The 20,282-nt window shown below is 58.4% G+C and carries 22 protein-coding genes; 19 read left to right on the top strand and 3 right to left on the bottom strand.

The window, feature by feature from the left end:
* Positions 1 to 20: 20 nt before the first annotated feature.
* The 13 genes from BUE15_RS17925 (at position 21) to BUE15_RS17865 (ending at position 12,090) form a co-directional block, all read left to right on the top strand.
* Positions 21 to 401: a DUF4134 domain-containing protein gene (locus BUE15_RS17925; RefSeq protein WP_073288146.1), complete on the top strand. Its 381-nt coding sequence runs from the start codon at positions 21 to 23 to the stop codon at positions 399 to 401.
* A 9-nt stretch (positions 402 to 410) separates the two neighbouring features.
* The gene (locus tag BUE15_RS17920; protein WP_073288144.1) at positions 411 to 740 is read left to right on the top strand and encodes a hypothetical protein; all 330 of its coding nucleotides are present in this window, start codon (positions 411 to 413) and stop codon (positions 738 to 740) included.
* Positions 709 to 3,324: a TraG/VirB4 family ATPase gene (locus BUE15_RS17915; protein ID WP_073288142.1), complete on the top strand. Its 2,616-nt coding sequence runs from the start codon at positions 709 to 711 to the stop codon at positions 3,322 to 3,324. The genes BUE15_RS17920 and BUE15_RS17915 overlap by 32 nt, the downstream gene beginning before the upstream one ends.
* Positions 3,321 to 4,430: a hypothetical protein gene (locus BUE15_RS17910; protein WP_211617685.1), complete on the top strand. Its 1,110-nt coding sequence runs from the start codon at positions 3,321 to 3,323 to the stop codon at positions 4,428 to 4,430. The genes BUE15_RS17915 and BUE15_RS17910 overlap by 4 nt, the downstream gene beginning before the upstream one ends.
* 18 nt (positions 4,431 to 4,448) lie before the next feature.
* Positions 4,449 to 5,075 carry a hypothetical protein gene (locus tag BUE15_RS17905; protein ID WP_073288138.1) on the top strand — a complete coding sequence of 209 codons (627 nt, stop codon included), beginning with the start codon at positions 4,449 to 4,451 and terminating at the stop codon, positions 5,073 to 5,075.
* Positions 5,076 to 5,139: 64 nt separating this feature from the next.
* Entirely contained in the window at positions 5,140 to 5,904 is a 765-nt protein-coding gene (locus tag BUE15_RS22075; RefSeq protein ID WP_073288137.1) for a hypothetical protein, read from the top strand.
* A gap of 29 nt (positions 5,905 to 5,933) precedes the next feature.
* The gene (locus BUE15_RS17895; RefSeq protein ID WP_073288135.1) at positions 5,934 to 6,836 is read left to right on the top strand and encodes a DUF4138 domain-containing protein; all 903 of its coding nucleotides are present in this window, start codon (positions 5,934 to 5,936) and stop codon (positions 6,834 to 6,836) included.
* A 10-nt stretch (positions 6,837 to 6,846) separates the two neighbouring features.
* Entirely contained in the window at positions 6,847 to 8,265 is a 1,419-nt protein-coding gene (gene traM / locus BUE15_RS17890; RefSeq protein ID WP_073288133.1) for a conjugative transposon protein TraM, read from the top strand.
* A 22-nt stretch (positions 8,266 to 8,287) separates the two neighbouring features.
* On the top strand, positions 8,288 to 9,175 hold the full coding sequence (locus BUE15_RS17885) for a hypothetical protein (RefSeq protein WP_073288131.1): 888 nt from the start codon (positions 8,288 to 8,290) through the stop codon (positions 9,173 to 9,175).
* Between the two features lie 6 nt (positions 9,176 to 9,181).
* Positions 9,182 to 9,721, top strand: coding sequence for a hypothetical protein (locus BUE15_RS17880; RefSeq protein WP_073288129.1), 540 nt, complete (start codon positions 9,182 to 9,184; stop codon positions 9,719 to 9,721).
* A gap of 17 nt (positions 9,722 to 9,738) precedes the next feature.
* Positions 9,739 to 10,122 carry a hypothetical protein gene (locus BUE15_RS17875; protein WP_073288128.1) on the top strand — a complete coding sequence of 128 codons (384 nt, stop codon included), beginning with the start codon at positions 9,739 to 9,741 and terminating at the stop codon, positions 10,120 to 10,122.
* 186 nt (positions 10,123 to 10,308) lie between these two features.
* Positions 10,309 to 11,355, top strand: a complete 1,047-nt coding sequence (locus BUE15_RS17870; protein ID WP_170865309.1) for a MarR family transcriptional regulator — start codon at positions 10,309 to 10,311, stop codon at positions 11,353 to 11,355.
* Positions 11,356 to 11,361: 6 nt separating this feature from the next.
* Positions 11,362 to 12,090 carry an AbiTii domain-containing protein gene (locus tag BUE15_RS17865; protein ID WP_073288124.1) on the top strand — a complete coding sequence of 243 codons (729 nt, stop codon included), beginning with the start codon at positions 11,362 to 11,364 and terminating at the stop codon, positions 12,088 to 12,090.
* A gap of 159 nt (positions 12,091 to 12,249) precedes the next feature.
* Here BUE15_RS17865 and BUE15_RS17860 read toward each other — a convergent pair whose 3' ends face one another.
* The 3 genes from BUE15_RS17860 to BUE15_RS17850 form a co-directional block, all read right to left on the bottom strand.
* Positions 12,250 to 13,947, bottom strand: a complete 1,698-nt coding sequence (locus BUE15_RS17860; protein ID WP_073288122.1) for a DUF262 domain-containing protein — start codon at positions 13,945 to 13,947, stop codon at positions 12,250 to 12,252.
* Positions 13,948 to 14,010: 63 nt separating this feature from the next.
* The gene (locus BUE15_RS17855; protein ID WP_073288120.1) at positions 14,011 to 14,922 is read right to left on the bottom strand and encodes a helix-turn-helix transcriptional regulator; all 912 of its coding nucleotides are present in this window, start codon (positions 14,920 to 14,922) and stop codon (positions 14,011 to 14,013) included.
* A 157-nt stretch (positions 14,923 to 15,079) separates the two neighbouring features.
* Positions 15,080 to 15,376 (bottom strand): hypothetical protein, encoded by a 297-nt coding sequence (locus BUE15_RS17850; protein ID WP_073288118.1) that lies wholly within the window; start codon positions 15,374 to 15,376, stop codon positions 15,080 to 15,082.
* A 219-nt stretch (positions 15,377 to 15,595) separates the two neighbouring features.
* Here BUE15_RS17850 and BUE15_RS17845 point away from each other — a divergent pair, with 219 nt between their 5' ends.
* The 6 genes from BUE15_RS17845 to BUE15_RS17820 all read left to right on the top strand — a co-directional run bounded on the left by BUE15_RS17845 (position 15,596) and on the right by BUE15_RS17820 (position 19,709).
* Complete coding sequence (locus BUE15_RS17845) at positions 15,596 to 16,279, top strand: hypothetical protein (RefSeq protein WP_073288116.1); 684 nt, start codon at positions 15,596 to 15,598, stop codon at positions 16,277 to 16,279.
* A gap of 79 nt (positions 16,280 to 16,358) precedes the next feature.
* Entirely contained in the window at positions 16,359 to 16,697 is a 339-nt protein-coding gene (locus tag BUE15_RS17840) for a hypothetical protein (protein WP_170865308.1), read from the top strand.
* 33 nt (positions 16,698 to 16,730) lie between these two features.
* Positions 16,731 to 17,201, top strand: a complete 471-nt coding sequence (locus BUE15_RS17835) for a hypothetical protein (RefSeq protein ID WP_073288112.1) — start codon at positions 16,731 to 16,733, stop codon at positions 17,199 to 17,201.
* 4 nt (positions 17,202 to 17,205) lie between these two features.
* Entirely contained in the window at positions 17,206 to 17,655 is a 450-nt protein-coding gene (locus BUE15_RS17830) for a hypothetical protein (protein ID WP_073288110.1), read from the top strand.
* 60 nt (positions 17,656 to 17,715) lie between these two features.
* Entirely contained in the window at positions 17,716 to 18,384 is a 669-nt protein-coding gene (locus tag BUE15_RS17825; protein WP_073288108.1) for a hypothetical protein, read from the top strand.
* Between the two features lie 272 nt (positions 18,385 to 18,656).
* The gene (locus BUE15_RS17820; protein WP_073288106.1) at positions 18,657 to 19,709 is read left to right on the top strand and encodes a tyrosine-type recombinase/integrase; all 1,053 of its coding nucleotides are present in this window, start codon (positions 18,657 to 18,659) and stop codon (positions 19,707 to 19,709) included.
* Positions 19,710 to 20,282: the final 573 nt, after the last annotated feature.

Below are 20,282 nucleotides of genomic sequence, written 5' to 3'. Positions count from 1 at the left end.
CCCCTTTTTTTCTTACTCCTATGCTCAACAAACCCCTCAATCTGGCGGCAAACCTGGTAGTAGCCGGCAAAGCCTACCAACCTTCCAAGCTGGAGCAGCGCGGCTACGCGCTGCTGACGGTGCTGGCCCTCTCCACCGGCGCGGCGCGGGCGCAAAGCGCCGAAGCGGCCCTCACCCAGGTCAAGGAAAAGGTGATTGGCATCGTGCAGGTCATCTTCGCCATCATTCTGATTATCGGCCTTATTCGGGTGGTAATGAAGTTTATCCAGGGCTCACCCGACGCGCTGGGCTCCCTGGGCTGGCTGGTGGGCGGGGTGCTGCTCTGGTTCGGCTTCCAGCTCTTCAAGGACGATTTGGTCAGCGCCGTGGGCGGCAGTGACGGGGGCGGCATCACCGACTAAGCCGCTGCCATGCGTTCCTACAAATCCATTGAGCGCCCCGCGCAGGTGCTGGGTATGAACCTGCAGGACCTGGGCCTGCTGGTGGGCCTGTTCATCGGCTCCGTGCTGCTGCTGGGCTTCTTGGGCATGGCTGTCAAGATTCCGCGCATGGTCTATCTGGTGGTCATCCTCACGGAAGTAGGCCTGATGCTGAGCCTGCGCTACCTCACCCGCACGCAAGCTCCCGGCTTCCTGATGGGCTGGCTCTCCTACACCTTCATCCAGCCCCGCCGCCTGGCGGTGGGCTCCCTTCCCATTCCCACTCTTCATGGCAAAAAAACCAAAAACGGCCGCGTTTGACGCCGTGATGCCCGTGCACAGCTTCGAGGGCGACAAGGTGGTCTTCAAGGATGGTCGTGTCGCGGTGGGCTTCGCTATTGAGCCGGCCGAGATGGAAAGCTGGACGGTGGACGACTACGAGGCCTTCCAGACCGCGCTGGTGGGCGTGCTGCGCCCTCTGCCGGTAGGCACCATCGTGCAGAAAACCGACATCTACTACGACCGGCCCTACCGCGAGGACAAGACCCAGCAGACCTACTTCGAGGGCAAGATGAACAAGCACTTCTTCGAGCGGCTGGTGCTGTTTCAGAAGTCCTACCTGTTCCTCTCCTTCGCGCCGGTGGCGGTAAAAGCGCCCCGCACCAACGCCGTGAATGCCTTGGTGGCCCGCGCCGGAGAAGCGCTGATGAAAAACCCCTTCGCGCAGCTCGTCCAGACCCTGGAATTGGCCGAAGCCAGCGCCGTGGAATTCGTGCAGGGCATCAAGAACCTGGGCGGCGTTACGTTTGAGCGACTGGGCGGCCGGGAGATGCACCAGCTTTACCTGCAGTATTTCAACCTCAGCTTCGATGGCCAGCCTACCCGGCAGGAGCGCGAGATTGGCAACGACATGGGCGCGCTCAGCGTGGGCGAGCACCGGGTAAATATTCTCTCGATGGTGGGCCAGGGCAGCGAGGCCCACCCGGTGGTAAAGAACAGCTACGGCGTCACCGCGCCCATGCTCTACCCGCTCACCCACGTCCTGCAGTGCCCGCACATTCTGACGCAGGCGCTGCTGGTTCAGGATACCCGCGCCGAGCTTAGCTCGCTGGATACCGACCGCAAGCTCAACGCCTCGCTCTCATTCCTCTCCACGCAGGATAATGCGCTACGGGCGGCCGAGGTCGAGGAGTTTACCGCCGAGGTGCGGGCCGAAAACAAGCAGATTGTGGGCCTGCACCTCTCCTTGCTGCTGTGGGACACCAACGACAACAGCCGCCGGGAAAACGTGGAGCGGGCCACGGCGGCCTTTCGCTACATGTTCGGCACCGAGAGCGTAGTGGAAAGCTACCTGGCCCTGCCCGTGTTCTTCGGTTTGCTGCCCGGCAACGCCTACCAGGTGCCGGACCGCTGGCTGACCTGCTCGTCGGACCGGGGCGCGTGCTACACCCACTGGACGGCCACCTATAAAACCGACCCGGTGGGGGAATACCTCACCGACCGGTTCCGCAACCTGGTGCAGGTAAACCTCTTCAACACGGCCCTGGACAACCAGAACGCCATTGTCATCGGCCCCTCGGGCTCGGGCAAGAGCTACACTTTCGGCAACCTGATTGTGCAGCGCTTCGAGAAGGGCGCCCGCCAGATTATTATGGACGTGGGCGGCACCTACCGCAACGTGCTGCAGTCGCTCAACGGCGAAGACTTCGACAACACCTACTTCGAGTACGACCCGCAGCGACCTATCGAGTTCAACCCCTTCGTGGTGCCCCGCGACGCCGCGGGCAAGTGGCTCTACAACGACGAGAAAACCAACTTTCACCTGGCCCTGCTCGCGGCCCTCTGGAAGGGCGGCAAGGATACCGGGCTGGACAAGTCGGAGCGCACCATCCTCTCGCGCTTTCTGATTGAGTACTACGCCTGCCTGAACGAGAGCCCGCGCCTGAACCAGAAGGACGAGGAGTTTCCCGGCATGGAAAGCTTCTACCGCTTCGTGGAGCAGTTCGACCACGAGATGCAGAAGCCCGTGGCCGTGCCCGGCGACGGGGTGGAGCCCGACCCGCTGGATGGCGCCCGCCGGCAGTACCAGAAAAACCTGAAGTACATCGACATGCACCAGTTCTTTCTGGTGCTGGGCCAGTACATCACCGGCGGCCGCTACGAGCGGGTGCTCAACGCCAAGCGCGACGTGGACCTGTCGGAGTACCGGCTCATCTGCTTTGATTTGGCCAAGGTGCAGGCCGACCCCGACCTCTACCCGGTGGTGGCCATGCTCATCACCGAGCTGAGCCTGGATTTGTTCCGCAAGTTTCCCGACGACATCAAGTACATCGCCCTGGACGAGGCCTGGACCATGCTTTCGGGCGTGCTCTCCGAGTTCATCGAGTCGATGTACCGCACCATCCGCAAAACCAACGGCTCGGTGACCATCATCACTCAGGGCATCACCGAGATTACCAGCAGCAAAATTGGGCCGGCCATCATCAACAATTCGGCCACCAAGATTATCCTGCGCCACGTCAACCCCGACTCGCTGGCCCAGCTGCAGGCCCCGCTCGGCCTGACCGGCCACGAGATGGACCTGATTAAGTCGGTGCGCTCCACCGAGGCGCTGCGCGAGATATTCATCAAGCAGGGCGCGAAGGGCAAGATATTCGGGGTGGAGGCCTCGCCGCAGCTCGATGCTATTCTGACCTCCAAGCCCGTGGAGCGCAACTACCTCAACAAGCTGGTCAAGTTCTACCAGCAGACCAACCTGAAGCCGGTGCTGGACCGAAACGGCCGGCCGAAGCTGGATGCCGAGGGCAACCCGCAGTACGAACCCGTGAAGGTGCAGCGGCTGGATTACGCCGTCGACCAGTTTGTGGAGGATAAACAGGCCCGCAAGGGTGTCCTGGCCCAATGAGCAGCCTATACATAATGGTCGCCTACGGGGCCGACCCGGGCTTTCTGAGCGCCTGCGACCAGACCCTGCAAATCGTGCTGCGCGCCTGCCGCTACATCACGCCCACCTTCATGCTCATTGCCTTGCTCTACACCATCGGGCGCGGCTTTATCTCGGGCAACGGGCTGGCCATGGACTGGGGCCCCATCATCAAGGCCGTCTGGATATTCTTCCTGCTCTTCTTCTACAAGGAGCTGATTGACACGCTCAGCTCGGGCATTGCCGGGTTCACCCGCATGTTTGCCACCCCCGACGGCTCCACGGCCGCTTCGGCGATGGGCGCGACCATCAGCACCTCGGAAACGCTCTCGCAGAAAACGGTGGTGGAGCAAGGGGCGCAGGAAATAGCCAACCTGCTCAAAACCATTACCTCGTTCAGCCTGACCAACATTCTGCTGCAGCTGGTGACCGGGGAAGTGGTGCTGCTGATTCGGCAAATCATGCAGTTCATCCAGCAGTTCATTCTGGGCTTCCTCTTCGTGTGCGGCCCCATTTCCCTGTGCCTGTCGGTAGTGCCGGCCTTTGGCCAGCTGGCCATCAAGTGGCTGCAGAACTTCCTGGCCGTGCAGTTCTGGGGGCTCTCGTTTGCCCTGCTGGATTTGCTCTACACCTTCTACACGGCTTCCAACACCACGTTTGGCGGGGTTTTCTCCGCCCCGGTGGCGGCGGAGTCAGATACCCGCCAGCTGATTGTCTCCGTGGCTTTCATCATGCTCTACCTCATGGTACCCTACCTGACGAGCCTGTTTATAGGCTCCTCGGCCGCGCAAGGGTTCGTGGGCTCCGTGGTGGGCATGGCTACTTCGGCGGCAGCGGCGGCGGCCGGTGTTTCGGCCGGCATGGCCGGCGGCGGCCACGGCGTGTCCGGGGCCATCGGCCGGGCCATGAGCAGTGGCAGCCCCTCGGGTGGTGGCGGCTCCGGCGGGGGCACGGGCGGCGGCTCAGCCGACCCCGGCCCGGCCCCAAGCGGCGGCAGCTCAGCCTCGGCGGGCCTGCCCTCCATTACCATGTCCGATGCCCTCAATCCTTCTTACCGGCAACGGCCTTCCGGGCTGTGGACGGCCTAACCATTCCCCTCCTTTCCGATGAACTATCCCACCCGCTACCTGGCCCTGCTAACCCTGGGCCTGGCCACTGCCTGTCAATCCAAAGAAGAAAAAGCCAGCGCGGCCCTCGCCGACGCGCTGGAAGCGCAAGCGGAAAGCCCCGCTGAGCAGGCCCGTATGGCGGCGCAAAAAGCGGCTTACGCGCTGCCCCCGGCCCGGCCGGCCTCGGCGGTTGACGTGCGTGCCGGCGTGGAGCAGCTGCTGCCGGCCGAAGGCTACCTGGAGCTGGTGTCGGTGAAGGGGCAGGCCCTGCATCCCATCACTATCAGCCTGCCGCCCATGTGGCGCATCGGGGTGAAGCCGGGCTACCCCAAGGTAGGCCCCGGCTACAAGATTCCGTTCGAGGCGGTGCTGCGCTGGAAGCCCACGGGCTACGTGGAGACCAAGCCCAAATCAGCCCTGCTGGTACTGCAGACGCCGAAAGACTCGCTGATGCGCTTCTACATCTCGGAGATGAGCGTGGGCAGCAAGGTCGTGCAGGTGCGGCCCGGGGAGCCCGTCACGGTGCAAGGGGTGCTCTACACCTACCTCGACCGGGATAACGCGCAGCGGCTGCTGGTGTATCCCTATCAGGATAAACAAGTGTACCTGCCCCTGGCCAATTAGGGGCAGTGGGGAAGAAAGCCCCGACCTTAAAAACCTCCTTCCGTTGACTTAATCAGCCTTTTTAATGGACTCCGCTAAAAACCTAAGTACCTCATTCTCCACCATGCGCAACCTGGCGATGGGGAGCGTCCTGGCCCTGCTGCTCGTGTCGCTGGCGGCGGGCTTTCTGGTGTACCGCGCCTACGAGAACAGCGGCCGGCGCGTGTACGTGGTAGGCCAGACCGGCTCGGTGGCCGCCCTCTCCGCGCCCAGCACCGAAACCCACACGCCCTACGAGGCCCGCAACTTGGTGCGCAACTTCATGCAGACCATGTTCGGCCACGACCAATACACCTACAAAACCAATCTGGATGCGGCCCTGCCCCTGATTGAGGGGCGCGGCGGCCGGCGCATCTACGACGGCTTCACGCGGGGCCAAGTGCTGCAGAACTACGAGCGGTACGCCGCCCGCAACGTGGTGACGGTGGACAGCGTGAGCATCGACATGAACCACCGCCCCTGGTCAGGCCGGGTGTACATCAAGCAGCGCATCTTCATCGGGGGCGAGCAGAAGGAGCCCCTGCCGCTGGCCGCCAAGTTCAACCTGACCGAAACCAACCGGTCCGATGCCAACCCCTACGGGATGCTCATCACCAACTTCGACTACATCCCCTACAATCCGCAGGTGTCGCGGGAGGAGCTACAGGCCCTGAAGGAGCAGGAAGCCGACCGGCAGCGGGCCCTGCTGGAAGCTCAGCGCAGCGCCGGGGCCCTGGCTCCCGCAGCCGGCGACGCGCCTGCCCCGGCAGCAGCTGCGGCTGCACCCGCCGCCCCCGCAGCGGGAAACTAATACTATCCTTTCTCCAAGCGCATCGCACTATGTTTTCCAAGCTTTTGCTGGCCTTGAGCCTGCCCCTGCTGCTAGCTTCGGCCACGTCAGCCCAATCCTCCACGGCCGTGCTGCGGCCCGCCGCGGCACCATCGGCGGCCCCGGCACTGCTGGACGTGGCCGTGTCCGACAGTTCCACTACTTACCTCGTTTTCGGCGGCCCCGTGTCGCTGGTCGACGTGGGCATGGCCAATAACTACCTGGTGAAGATTGAAGCCAACGCCGTGTTCGTGCGCGCCCGTCGCAAATCCGCGCCGCCCACGCCCATCCTCATTCGCTACGGCTCCAAGTACTGGATGGGCCGCCTCGTGTACGTGAACCGGCCGGTGCTGCAACTCTACGACTTTCAGAAAGACGGCGCGCTGAGCGTGAGCAGCGGTACCAGCGAGGGCACGGCGGCCGGCGCGGCCCCGGAGAATGAGCTGGCCCTGGACAAGGAGCGGGAGAAGAAAGTGGCCGTGGAGGGCAAGCTCAGCCAGCTGCGCAAAACGCGGGAAGAGCACCAGGCCGTGGCCGTCGTCGACAACGACCTGGTACTGTCGCTGGCCAACGTGCGCAACGATAAGGATTTTACCTACCTGCGCTTCAAGGTCATCAACCACTCGGCCATTGACTACAACGTCGATTTCACCGACTTCCAGCTGGTGGAAAACGCCCATAAGAAGTTTCTGGCCCGCAAGAAGAACGAAGCGCGCCGGCCACTGGCACCCTCGGGGGGCCTAGCCAATCAGGTGGTTACGGGCCGCACCACCGGCTACCTGACCTATGCCATTCCGCTCTACGCGGCCACCGACCGGGGCTACCTGGAAGTGACCCTGCGGGAACTGAACGGGGCGCGGGTTCTGGTGCTGCCGGTGCCTTCGCGGGTCATCAATCGAGCCTCTACCATCTAACGCCGCTGCTATGGAACCCGCAAATCCCCACACCCACCCCCCGGCCATGGGCTCCGCGGCGCACGACGACGCGGAGCACTTCGGCCCGCAACGGCCCGCCCCCGCCGGCCAATCCAAAGCCACGCCGCTGGAAACGCTGCGCAACAACTGGCTACTCCTGACCGGTCTGCTGGTGCTGCTGGTCGGCATGGGTCTGTTTCTCTGGCTGCGCTCCGCCACTCAGGCCGCACAGCAGAAGAAGGAAGTCGTAGCAGCAGCCTCGGAAAACATCGAGCCCGAGATTAAGGCGGCCCCCACGGCGGCGGCAGAGCCGGTGTCGCCCTCCGCGCAGATAGAGCAGCAGCGCCGGCTGGAGCAGGAAACGCAGAGCACGCCCACCCGCCTCAATACCGATGAAGTCGCAGAAGCCTTCGTGGCCGATACGATGGGGCAGGCCCAGCGGCGGAAGCAGCGGGCGGCGGCCCTCACGGCGGCAGCGCGCCGCCGGCAGGAGGAAGCCCGCCTCGCCGTGGCCGACGTGGACACCATTGAAGCCACGGTGCAGGACCCCGCAACGGGCTCGTACCATGCCCAGACGCTGGTAGTGCCCCGGCGGCGGCCGGGCCAGGTAGCTGGCAGCGTGGCCCGCCGGACCAGCTCCGGCGCGGCGCGCCGGGCGCGGGCCGCGCCGGAGCTGGCGACCGACACGGACGGCACCCCGTTTGAAACCGACCCGGACGTGCTGGCCATGCTGAGCACGTCTCCACCCGAAACTCGTGCCGCCTACGAGCGCATGACCGGCAAGCGCTACCGCGACCCCAGGGCCGTCGCGCAGAGCCTGGCCAGCCGCGCCAGCGCGCCCGGTATGGATGGCTTCAATACCGTCAAGGTCGCGGGCTCCGCCCGGATGATGGCCCAGAGCAGCCAGGCAGAACTAGTGCCCGACGTGTTTTTCAAGTGCGTCATCAACGGCGAGCAGAAGGTGCGAACCGGCTCCGTGGTGCTGCTGCGGCTGCAGGAAGACGCCGTGGTGTCGGGCGTGACCTTCCCGAAGAATACCGTCTTCGCCGCCGTTGCTACCGTGGGTACCAACAACGTGATGCTGGAAGTCAACCGCCTCGGGCCCAACCGGGTCGCGGCCAGCATCTACGACTACAACTATATGCCCGGCATCATGATTGACCCCGTGAAGCGGGTAGCCAAAGATGCCAGCCTCGCCGGCCAGGACCTGCAGCAGCAGTCCATGCAGGAGGTCAGCACCGCCATCGACCGCTCCGCCTCGGCGGCCAATTCGGTGGTGGGCGTGGGCGGGCGCGTGGCCATGGGCGTGCTCAGCCGGCCCAAAGCGCGCACCAAGCTGCGGGACGTGCTGCTGCCCGACGGCTACCCCATCCTGATTACCACGGCTGCCGCCGGCCAGATGGGGCCGGCCACGGCGTCGGGACGTTAATCCTTTCACCAATTCCACGACAATGAAAAAGTCTCTTTTTCCGGCCCTGGCGGCCGTTGCGCTACTACTGGCCCCGGCCGGTCAGGCCCGGGCGCAGATGGTGGTTAATGACCCGCTGCACATGGGCGTGCAGATTGGCGAGTTTGCCAAGCGCCTGCAGCAGTGGTCCTCCACGGTGCAGAACTACCAGGTAGTAAAGGACGCCCGTCAGATTGCCGGCGTCACGAAGGATATCACCAGCGAAGTGCGCAGCCTCACCCAGGAAGGGCTCGACCTGCAGAAGCAGGTGCAGGCCGACCTGCGGAAGGTGCAGAGCATTCAGGACTTGCGCCTCTCCAACCCGCAGGAGCTGTTTGCGCGGGCCCTAGCCATGTCCGGCCGCAGCCAGACCAACCAAATGATGCCCGTTTACGCCAAGGCCCAGCGCCTGCGGCAGGCCCTGCAGCTGACCAACCCCATGCAGGACGTGAATACGATGTACGACGTGTTCTCGCGCTTCGGCACCAGCTCGGCCGACCCCAACGGCAATATGACCAGCGACCAGTACCAGGCCAAGCGTGAGGAATCCACGGTTTCCCTGTTTGCAGCCGAAGAGATGATGGCCAAGCGCAAGCTGGCTATGGCCGTGAACTACTACAAGATTGCCGACGAGATGACCGCGCAAAGCGTGGAAATGCAGGCCACGCTGAAGAATCCGGGCCGTTACGCCATGACCGAGGGCGAGCGGATAGCGGCCCTGAACTCCTCGAACGACAACCTGATTAAGGCTATGCAGCTGCGCGAGCAGGGCGACCGGCTGTTCATGGAAGCCTCGCAGGCTGGCCCTGCCCACCAGGCCGCCGAAGCGGTGTACGCCTCGACCCTCAGCCGGAACGCGCTGATTAAAATGGACCGTGCACGGCCGCGCTAGCATCCTATGAAAAAGCTCCTGTTAGTGGTGCTTCTGCTCGCGGGGGTCGGTATTCTGCCGGCCTCCGCCCAGCGGCACGTCAAGCACCTGGCCTCTTGGGGGGCACACCTCGGTCGCTCCGAAACCGGCGACTACTACGAGCTGAGCTATACGCCCATGCTCACCAACCACCTGGCCCTGCGCCTGAGCGGAGGCTACGAGCACGGCACCCTGACTACCCGCGGCGAATACTCGGTGTACCAGGGACGGGTTCTGCTCTCGCCCCAGCTGTTCCGCCTTGGGGAGGTAGCCTACGTGCACCTGCTGGTGGGTGCAGGCGCGGGCTACGAGTGGACCAACCAGAACGGCACCGGGGAGATGATGACCGGTGCGAAAGAGCCGCAGCGCTTCACTTACGGCCCCCAGGTAGGAGCCGAAGCGGATTTCTTCCTCGGCAACCGGCTCTCGCTCGTGGCCACGGGTACTAAAGGCTACTTGTTCAATAATCCGCTGGTCGACCAATGGCCAGGCCTGGCCAGCATTGGCCTGCGGTATCACTTTCGCTAACCCCTTTCTTCTGACCTATGAAACGACTTGCCTATCTACTGCTGAGCTGCGCGGCTCTGGTCACGAGCTGCTCCAAAGACAACGACGCCACGCCCTCCGGCCCGAAAGAGTATCAGGTAGAATACAAGGTTACCTCCAATGCTCCAACCTCGGACTACCTGAGCTACACCAACGAAAGCGGCGGCAATACGACGCTCAGCAACACACCGCTGCCGGTGAGCTACAAGTTTAAGCGCACCATGAAGCAGGGCGACAACCTGACCATCCTGGCCAGCATCGACGGCGGAACGGCGGCCTCGGAAATCACCTGCGCTATCCTGCTGGATGGCAAAGAAGTTAAGAAGGAAACCGGCCGGGGCGTTGACGCGCAGGCCGTACCGGTGTACGTCATCGGAGAATAGGTTTTCAGATTCGTTCCTGACAATGACAAAGCCTAACCAGTGACTGGTTAGGCTTTGTCATTGTCAATACATTTATAAAATACCATATTAACCAGGTGCCTTGATTCAAGAAATCAGCTTGATTATGGATATTTTCGCGTAGGTCACAGCTGCAGCGAATCCTTTATGGTAAGTAGATTCTATTCTTTGGCGGAAGCTAGTAAAGCCAAAACGACTTTTGATTTGGCTGATTTAGGGTCCAAAATATCTCGTATGACTCCCTATGGCTTCTTAGGAGCCGATGGCAGGCTCAGAGGATTTGATACTTTTGAAGTACCAGTGAGACCTGCCGACTACGACGAAGCTTTCACAAAGAAGCTGCTGGAACTGAATCCCATTTATCAATTACCAGACTTCCTGAGTTATCACTTCGACTACTTTCTCAGTGAGAGTGACGAGGGAGGAGAATTTCTGCATCATATTGAGTACGTGATACTCCCGAGGCTCAATACCACCCACAACACTGCTCCTTACTCCTTAGTAGTTGAATGGCTTGGAATCCAAAAGCAACTTATGTTCAGTCAGCACAAACAACAGAGAATCAAATTTTTGGAGGCCGCCTACAAAGCAGCCTGTGAGTATTCCCCCGCCCAGCCTTTATCTGTCAGCATCAACCCCGTGGAGTTGGGCAAGGAATTGGACATGGACCGCTCAACCGTCTCCCGCATTGTCAATGAACTGGTCCAGGATGGCCACGTTACCTCGACGCTAGGAATGAAGGCCATGTTTGTTACCCGGGAAGGAACCCGGGAACTTGAAGGAGGAACAGAACCTAAAAGCGCTGTGCAGCAAAACTTTCACTTTGCCCAAGGCAGTACGAGCACTGTCGCGACCGGCTCAAACTCTGTGCAGGTCACGAACACCGGCCAAGGCGCAATGCTCAACGTAGCAAGCGGTGGCCAGGTAACTCAGGCTATTAATGGAGCACAGGCAACCTCGCTGGCAGACTTGGTGGAACAACTTAAGCAAGCACTGGATGGGGAGCCCAAGCTCGAATCTCACAAAGAAGATATTGCTGAGGAGTTACGCCGGATTGATGTACAACTGCAAAAGCCCGAACCGAAGAAAAGTATACTCGCCCGCTCCTTCGAGACATTGCATGACTTGGCAAAAGACGGCTTGGGAAGTGCAACAGGGCACGTAGTATTCGAACTGCTGCAACAAGTGCCTCACCTTCTAGGTGCCGCTTTCTAGCAACCAATGATGACCGCTCCCGAATTAATAAGCGCGGCAATTGATGACGCACTTCAACCAGCAACTAGGCTAACAGATGTACTTCTAAAAGTTAAGGCACTAGCCTATTTACTTAAAGATGAACGACTAAAAGAGTGGGCTAACTTAGAGATTGGAGGTTACCAGGGAAGCGGCCAGAAGGTACCCGCGTACAGAAAAGTAGGCGTGGTGCCGAAAGTCCATCTGATTCATAAGTTCACCGGGCAGCAACTTCCCAACCAATCAATGGCGGTAGAGTATCTGGAAGAAGACTTGAAATCTGCTCTGGTCAGCAAGTACGTTGGAAATGGCGTAGCTGAGATTGAGCATATGGCTACTCAAACTACTGACGGCACCATTGACTTACCACACCCTATCAATGCCGTCGTGGCCCAAAAAGCTTATCACGAGGACTGGCATATTCACCGAAGTTGGCAGGTCATACCAACAAATCAATTAGTCGGTGTTGTAACCAGTATCCGCTCCAAGGTCGTTGACTTGTTATTTGAACTGCAGGATTTAGGTAACGATATCACCCTGCGTTCCTTTCAGGTCAAAGTACAAGAAACGGTTTCAAAGGTGCTGCATTCTATTCAGGTTGGAGAAGGGGGCATCTTGAACATATCACATGGGGCCAACTCAGTCCAAGCGACCAATACCGGGCAGGATAGCAGCTTAAATGCCGCCACTGGGAAGTCTGTACATCAAAGCGGGTAATAACATGAGAGCTTTAAGAGGAAAAGTGGGCCATGTACTTTCCAGTGCAATTAGCTTGCAAGTCATATTAAGCCATGAACCCCAGTCGTTATATGACTGGGGTTCATGGCTTTACTCTAATACATTTCGAGTCATTCAGCCATCAACTAATGGTGGAGGCTACAGGCATTCTGTGATGAACCCAATAATACCTGCCTTACGGTCAGTAATCATCTGCCTAGTCCACGTGTTGGTTTCCGCACTTAAGTCCTGAATCTCCCGCTGCTGAGCAGTGTGCGTGTAGGATGCCCGCTTCTCCGCAAACGGACTGTTGCCAACCGAGCAGTTGTGAGACTTCGACAACAACAGGTAGTTGCCCAGGCAGTCGATATACTGGTTTCTGAACTCCTCGTCGTAAACCGGGTAGCCGGCCGCCACGGGCTCACCCTTGGTAGGCGTCTGGGGCGCAATGTGCTCTAGCTCCGGCCGGGTGACGGCATCGAAGCGCGAGAGGGCGTATCCGTTTTTGCCTTTGCCCTGCAAATGATTTTCGTATTTCCACAACAGAAACCGGGCCGTGGCGGGGTGCAGCCAGCCTTGCAACGCCTTTTCCAGCTCGTTTTTATTCCAGTAGGCGTACCACCAATCCGTCGTCGTTTTCAGGTAATTGACCCGGTTGACAATTGGCGCAATGCTGGCATTCTCCTTCGTGAAAGCCGAGTACACGTCATTCAGACGGGAAGTCAAATCAGCCCGCGTCCCAATTACCCGGCTCCGCAATACCACGGATTCCAGGGAGGCACACAACTGGCAGATGTCCTGCACCGGCAAGCCGAACGAATAGGCTTTGATGATAAACGGAATGGCCAGGCTAAAGCCCCCCAGCGTAACCAGCGAATGAATCTCGTGGTGCTGGGGCTCATGAATTCTGAAGAAGGTCGTCAGGTGTCGGAAGCTCGTGTACAACGCGAGGGTGAAGGCCTTGACAAACGGCACGGGGTCGGCTACCGCCAGCTTTTTATTGATTCGTTCGAGTGCATTGCCCTCGGATAACGAGTTGAAGTACACCTGAATGGTATAGCCCAATACATCATCCTCCTTCACCGTACCCTCAATGGAGGAGATAGATTTGTAAATGCTCTCAAATCGTTCTTTTATCTCCTCAATAAGGCTGTTCTTGGCCTCCCCTCCTTGCAGGTGGACGGCGAACATGAACTGCGCCTTTATAATCTCCAGGTTAGAAGGCTTCTTGCCCCGGTTGTTCTGAAAAATGAACATCTGGATGGCTTCCGACTCGTCCCGCACCGGATGGGTCGTGCACGTAGCTGCGCTGATGGTTTCCAGCATTTTCACCAGGTAGGCCTCGTCCTTCTCAGCCAGGACAGCGGTAAAGAAGTCGAATGCGGCGACGATACGTTTGGCGGAAGTGGTATTCAGCCCACTATTGTCCGCTTGCTCCTGGTTGATAACGTAGTCTTTGAAAAGCTGCCGGTCGTAATCGACGGTTTCAAAGCGGTAGGTCGAGTTGCGCTTTATCATGTCCTCTTTGGCCTCCGCCTCGGAATCGGTTAATGGCCGAACGGCTTGCAGGCGGGTAAAGAGGGCGGAAAGGAAGATAACGAGGGTGGTCAGCCGCTGCTGCCCGTCAATTACGGCGAAGTCCTCCTTGGTTTTCTCTTCAAACAGGAAGTGGCCGAAGTAGTACGGGGTCTTGGCCAAGCTGGTATTGTATTGCTCTAAGTCGCGCAAAAACACATTGACCTGCCTCGTTGAATTCTCCTTTTTCGCCTCGGTTTCCCACGAGTAGGCGCGTTGGTAAGAGGGCACGACAATCTTGTTGCCAGCCAGCATTTTCTTGATGGTACTTGAGGCTTCCATGCAGTGGGTATTGTGCGGTGTTTAACGAGTGGGTTAGGTTAGAATCCAGCGCTTAGCTCCCCGCTACGCGGGGCTGGCCTTCATAGCAGCCGCGTGAATCTGCGTTATCTGCTTGCGTAATGACGTTGGTGCCAGCACCTGCACCTGGTCGCCGAGGGAAAGTAATTCCATCAGCAGGTCGTGCGTGTTGTAGACGGTCAACTGAATCCGCAGTTCCTCGTCCGTATCCACCAGCACGTGCTGCGAGGAATGGAGTGGAAACGACTTAAGGTATTGGCCCTGCGTTGGTTTCAGTGCCAGAACAATTTTCGCCGGTGGCTCATGGTCCGGGCGAATGATGCCGAAGCTGTGAGCGTAGTATGCCTCAGGCTCAAAGCCCGCTGGTGGCTCAAAGGCGTGAGTAGTGGGCTTCAGCGCCTGGATGCGATCCAGCCCAAAGCACCGCAGCCCTTGGCGGGCCGGGTCGTGCGCCAGCAGGTACCAGCGGCCCTTAAATTCTTTGAGCAACAGCGGGGAGACGGTGCGGGCTGAGGGCTCATCGTCCCAGAACTTGCGGTATTGAAAGGCTACCTGACGCCGCTGCTGCACGGCGCGCAGCAGCGGCTGCAGCCATTCCGTACCCAGGGGCCGCCGGGATTCCCATTGCACAAACGGGCTCAGTGCAGTTGGCAGCCGCAGAAATTCCTGTAGTTCAAAAGCATCGAGCAGCCGCTGGTAGCCTTCCGGCAGCGGGTCCGTCGAGGTAACCACGTAGCCGCCTGCTCGCCGGTCATGCGCAATCGTAACGCCGAAGCGCTCCGCGATTTTGGGTAAATCCCGCTGGAAGGTGCGCTGCGAATAGTTAGCAGCCAAGTCCCGCAGCGAAGTCTGCTCTAGCAGGTAGTCGCGTAACTCTTCGAAGGGGATAGCGCGCCGGAGGCTCTGCAGGCGCAGAACCAGCAGTAGCTGGCGAAGAAAGTGGGCGTGGGTGGTCACGAAAAGGATAGGAGCTACCGTACGATAGATGAAGTAAGCAGGCTATTCGTTTGGCGTAGTCGACAGATTAAAGAATAGCATAGCGTTATCAGAAAGCCATAAATCCGCACAAGGCAGGGTGCAAGATAAGGATTGGCAATGAAGGGCAAACAGGCATTTATGCAGTGCCTTCCTCATTGGGCAGCATAGTTTCCAGCACTTGTAGAATCCTTTCTTTCACCCACCAGGCACCCCACCGGTCCAGCTGCTCAGAGGCAGCCCCGTAATGCTGCTGTGCCTGCTGCCATCCTTCTTCACCGGCCGCTACCAACTCAGCCTGGCTGAGCCCTTGATTCTGATATCGACTGGCCACAGAAGCCACGTAGAGCGCTACCGCAGCGGGAATGGCATGGATGGCTGCAGGCAGCTTGTGCGCCTCGGTACTAGGCTTTGTGATTCGAATGGCGCGGAGCATGGGCAGTAATTAGTAAGTCAGGCTGACTGGTCACGAAGGTGTAAGTCTACAGCGACAAAACATGTCGTTCTCGTTGCGTATAAAAACGCCGGGGCCTTTGCGAGCCGCCATTCGGCACATGCTCGCCCTGCACATAGGTGCCACTAAGCTTATAATCAACGGTGTAGCTTGCATTAAATTGGGGCAGTAAGCTTACCGTACCCCTTTGATTAGCTAACCATGAGACACCGATATCAGGAGCGCCCAAAGCCACCTATTAAGGCCAGCAAAATCATCTATTGTCTCTCGCTGGCCCGCCCGGCCTTAGCAAAGCTGCAGGGCAAGGGCAAGCCCTACGACCCGCTTATTGAGGCAATCATGGCCATTGGCCCGGATGATAAGTCGCCCGCTAGCAAAACGCTGCAGGAGCAGTTTGGCATCACCGCAAGCAGGTTTCGAAAGTGGCTGGATACGCTGCACGAGGACTTTATTGCGGCAATTTCCGCCGACGCCGACGTGCTCCAGTACACAAATGTGGAGCACATCGTGCACGTGCGCGGGAAGCGAGACGGGGTGAGCTTTCTGTGCCGGCTGCCAATAATACCCCGGGTAGGTGAAGGGCTTGAGCTTTGGTTCCTGATGGGCGAAACCGGAGAGGGTGCCTATTACGTCGAGGATGTTCGCTACGAGTTGAGCGATGACAAGATGCTGGTCATTGTCAGCGTGCGACCAGGCTATTTCGATGCCTACTTCTGGCAGCTGCGGGCCCGCGCCAAATTCGAAGGCAAGCTCCCTTATGAGTTGGAAGATGAAATGGGGGAATATCGCACGCAGGATTATCTGCGCAAGCTATACGAATCCCCCCGTCCGGCTACAGCCCCAGCCTATACACCTCCCACACTACCGTTTAAGCGTCGCAGATGACCATCCTATTCAGGTACACACCTCAACTTTAGACGTTTTGCCAATCAGAAATTAGCAAATAAGTAGCTTGTTAACTTGCTTGAAAGTTCATTTGCTACCCAGCCTTATTATGCCAGCCAGTCGCACCCGCAAAAAAGCCTCCCAGAAGAAAGCCAGCGCAAACCGGCAGCGCGAACAACAGCATCGGCACGCAGCCTTCAAACAAAGTTTAGGAGCCCTGCTCGACGGAGTGCCCACCTGCACGACCTGTGGCGGCGAACGGCGCGAAGTAACCCAAGCACAGGTCCCCGCCGAAACCTGGGAAAACATGGCTCCCATGCGAGCCAGCCTCGACGCCCAGGGATTGGCAGTGGGCCAAATTGCCTATTGTGCGAATTGCCAGGAATATTCCATCCTGAGCGACTGGAATTCCTTTTAGTTTACCCGGCCAGTATTCACTAATAGACCTATCATGTTTGCATCCGAGCAGCTGTCCTTCATTCGCTGGATGGAGGACAACCATTCCATTGACCAAGACCCTGTCTTGTGGAAGCACTTAACTCCCCGACAGCAGGATATGGCAGAAGAGCTGATTGAGCAAGGGGTCCTCGATACGGCGTTTTCCCTGGTGGACGGCAAGGACGAGCCTAGCGTATGGGCCGCCGGTCAGTGGGTTCATTACCAGTGGATGCGCCTTAACCCAGCATCCGCAGATGTTCAGCGGCGCTTTTTCACGCTCCATGGTGTTGATGACGTGCTTCACTACGTGATTCTAACAGCGGCAGAACCGCCGTTGAACATCAGGATTATGCAGCTAATTGCCCAGCCAGGGGCCACCCCTGCTTTCGCTGTTGTGCCAGTGGCTACGCAGGCCACAACCGTTCGGGAAGCGATGGAACAGCTCAACAAACAACCGATTCACCAAAGCGTTGCTATTTTCTGACCGTATGCCAACTAGTGATTACGGGGGCCAGGGGGCTCCATCCCATAATAAGGGAGAATTTACCGTTGATTATTCGTTGAACACCACACGCTGGGGCCGACGAGAGCGGCGCAAGGTGTTCAACGAATACGACAAAGCCAAGGCTTTCTACGACAGCATAGACGATTCCGCAGCTATTTGGGATACTACCCGCTACGCAGAGCTGTGCGAGGCAAAGTCCCGAATTGCCTATTACTGCGGCGTATTGGAAAGCCGCAAAAGTGCGGCCGATACGCTCACCGTGCATACCGTAGCCAGCGAATTAGACGGAGCGACTATGATGTTTGGCCGCAATTTGAGAGGGAGCGGATGGAAGCTGCGAGTCGACTCCGTCAAAGAACTGACCGAAGAGGAATACAACTTACTGGACCCTGCTGCTGACATTCAACTCGTGATACCGAAAAAACAACGGTAAAACTTCACTCTCCGGCACTACGCCAAAAGTAACAACTCACCCACACACCGTTTTTCCGACATGACTATCCTCAGCAGTGAAGAATTTAAGCAGCACTGTGCTGTGAGCTGGAAGCAGCTTATCGACCAGCTCTTTCCGGCAGGAGTGCCTGCGCACGCTGAATGGACTGATATTCCCGAAGTTGTCCGGGTGCTGAATCATATGTGCGCCATTCCAAGTATTAACGCACTGTTCCTGCCTCATAGTGGCTGGCTCGAAATATATGGCGCTTTCCCCGGGAAGGAATCGGGGCAAATTGAGTTGGAAACCAATGCGGACCCGCATCATAGCCAACGCCGCGTCTGCCGAGTTGCGAAACTGACTTTTGAAAGCTTCGACAATCCTGACGACTATCAATTCAGCTATTTCCGCATTCAAACGGCCCCGCTCGCGATTCTGCACAACGAGTACATGATGCCGGGCAACATGCAAGAGGAAGTTACCGAGCTAGGCCCCGGCGAATACGCCTCCCGAAGCATCTGGGATAACCGGCTTGACAACGATGATGCCCCATTGCCACATGCAGCCCGGCACATCGTTCGCATACTAGGCGGCAGTATGGTGCTGGTCCAGAAGATGGGCAATTATGCTCAGGCGAGTGGCACCGATGATGGCTTCCACGAAGAGTTTAGTGAGGACGAGTTTCGTGAAATGATGGCGAGCTGCAACCGTGATTACACTCGTGGCTGAAAGGTCCCTTTCTCAGAGAACGGAAAGTGCTGCGTGCTGATGGCTGAGGGAGTGTCAAAGATGACATCGTTCCCACCACTCAAGTTCATCCGGCAAACTCCACCGAAAGTATCGAGCGAAGCACGCTAAAGAAAGACTTTATTTTAAGTTATGATAAGCTTTACTTATCATAACTTATATTTGCCCGTAAAAATCGGAGCATTCTAGCCCGTTCTGACACCTATTATATAAGGTGTGCGACAGCCCCGGCGTTGGCACCGCCGAACCATCCCATGAGCGAAGACCTGTCCCTTCTCCCAGCATCCGACGCTTCCCACTCGCTCAGCCACCACTTAGGCCGGGCCTCCGCTAAAGTCGCGGGCTTTCTGGAAGCCGGCCTGCAGGGCGCGGCTAACACGGAGCGGGCCTATACCTCGGACCTGAAAAGCTACGTGACCTTCTGCGAGCAGCACGGCTTCGTGGCCGTGCCCGCCGAGGTGGAAACCATCACGGAGTACGTCGCCTACCTGGCCTCCGAAAAAGTCGAACCAGCACCTGGGGGCAGTCGGGGAAAAAAGAAGGGCCAGCAGCCGCTCACCGGGCCCCACGCGCTGGCGACCATCAAGCGCCACCTGGCCGCCATCCGCAAAGCCCATCAGCTCGCGGGGCATCGGCTGCCGGCCACCTTGGATGCGCTCAACATCGTGATGGAAGGTATTGCCCGCACCCTGGGCAAGCGTCAGGAGCAGGCGCAGGCCTTCACCGTCGAGGAGCTGAAGCAAGCCATCCGCCGCATCGACTTAGAAACGTCAGCCGGCTTGCGTGACCGGGCCCTTCTGCTGCTGGGCTTCGCCGGGGCCTTCCGCCGCTCGGAGCTGGTGGACCTGAACATCGAGCAGCTGGAGTTTACGGAGCGGGCCCTGCTGGTGCACCTGGCCAAAAGCAAGACCAATCAGTACAGGGCGGTCGAGGATAAAGCCATTTTCTACGCCCCCAACGCGGATTACTGTCCCGTGCGCTGCCTGCGCGCCTGGCTCGGTCTGCTGGGCCGCACTACGGGGCCGCTGTTTGTAAAGATTCCCCGGGCGTCTCCTGGACAAATGGCCGCTCCCTCGGACAAGCGGCTTTCGGACATCTCCATCAACAAGCTGGTGCAAAAGCGCCTCGGCCCCGATTACTCAGCGCACTCGTTGCGCGTGTCTTTTGTAACGGTGGCCGTGCTTAATGGGCAGTCCCATAAGGCAATTAAGAACCAGACTAAGCAGAAAACGGACGCCATGATTGAGCGCTACACCCAGCTAAACAACGTGGTATCTTACAATGCAGCCCAGGCCTTGGGACTATAATCCAGAAATCATGCAGCAGAATAGTCCCCTACTCCCTCCCTTGGTCAACTCTAGCTTGGCAGAATACGCAAAAAAATAGCTGCACTCTATCCTAATGCAGAGTTTTACAAAGAGGAAGTACGTGACACGGGCATGGGAGAAGGACCATTCTTACTTCTCACTATCTGCGAGAACGGAAGCATTCTTGAGGAGGAGAAGTTCTATTATCCAAATAACTCTGACATCACTATGTAATTAGAAAATTTGGATGCCTATCTAGATTTCAACTAAATATTCGGTCAAGCCGACCTGCACCATGGGGGTTCATGTTGCGACGGGGCGGATTTACACGCTAAGGCTCGAAATCCTCATTCCTACTGTATCAGCGGGGATTATACAAAGCAGCTATCAGGTAATAGTCCCTTTCCGATAGGTTACTCACCCCCACTGCACGCCTTGGAATTGGGCATTTCTGGCCTGTTCTTGTACTACCCTTTTCAATAATCGGGCTTATCGTGTAAATCCGCCCCGTTGCAACAGGAACCTCAGTTAGCAGTAAACTGGTGCTTACTGCACCGTCAGCAGGCCCTCTAA

This window comes from Hymenobacter psychrotolerans DSM 18569, from assembly GCF_900142395.1.
In the GTDB taxonomy this organism is placed as follows: domain Bacteria; phylum Bacteroidota; class Bacteroidia; order Cytophagales; family Hymenobacteraceae; genus Hymenobacter; species Hymenobacter psychrotolerans.
Note: the sequence above shows the minus strand (reverse complement) of the source record. Positions and strands in the feature narration are given on the sequence as shown.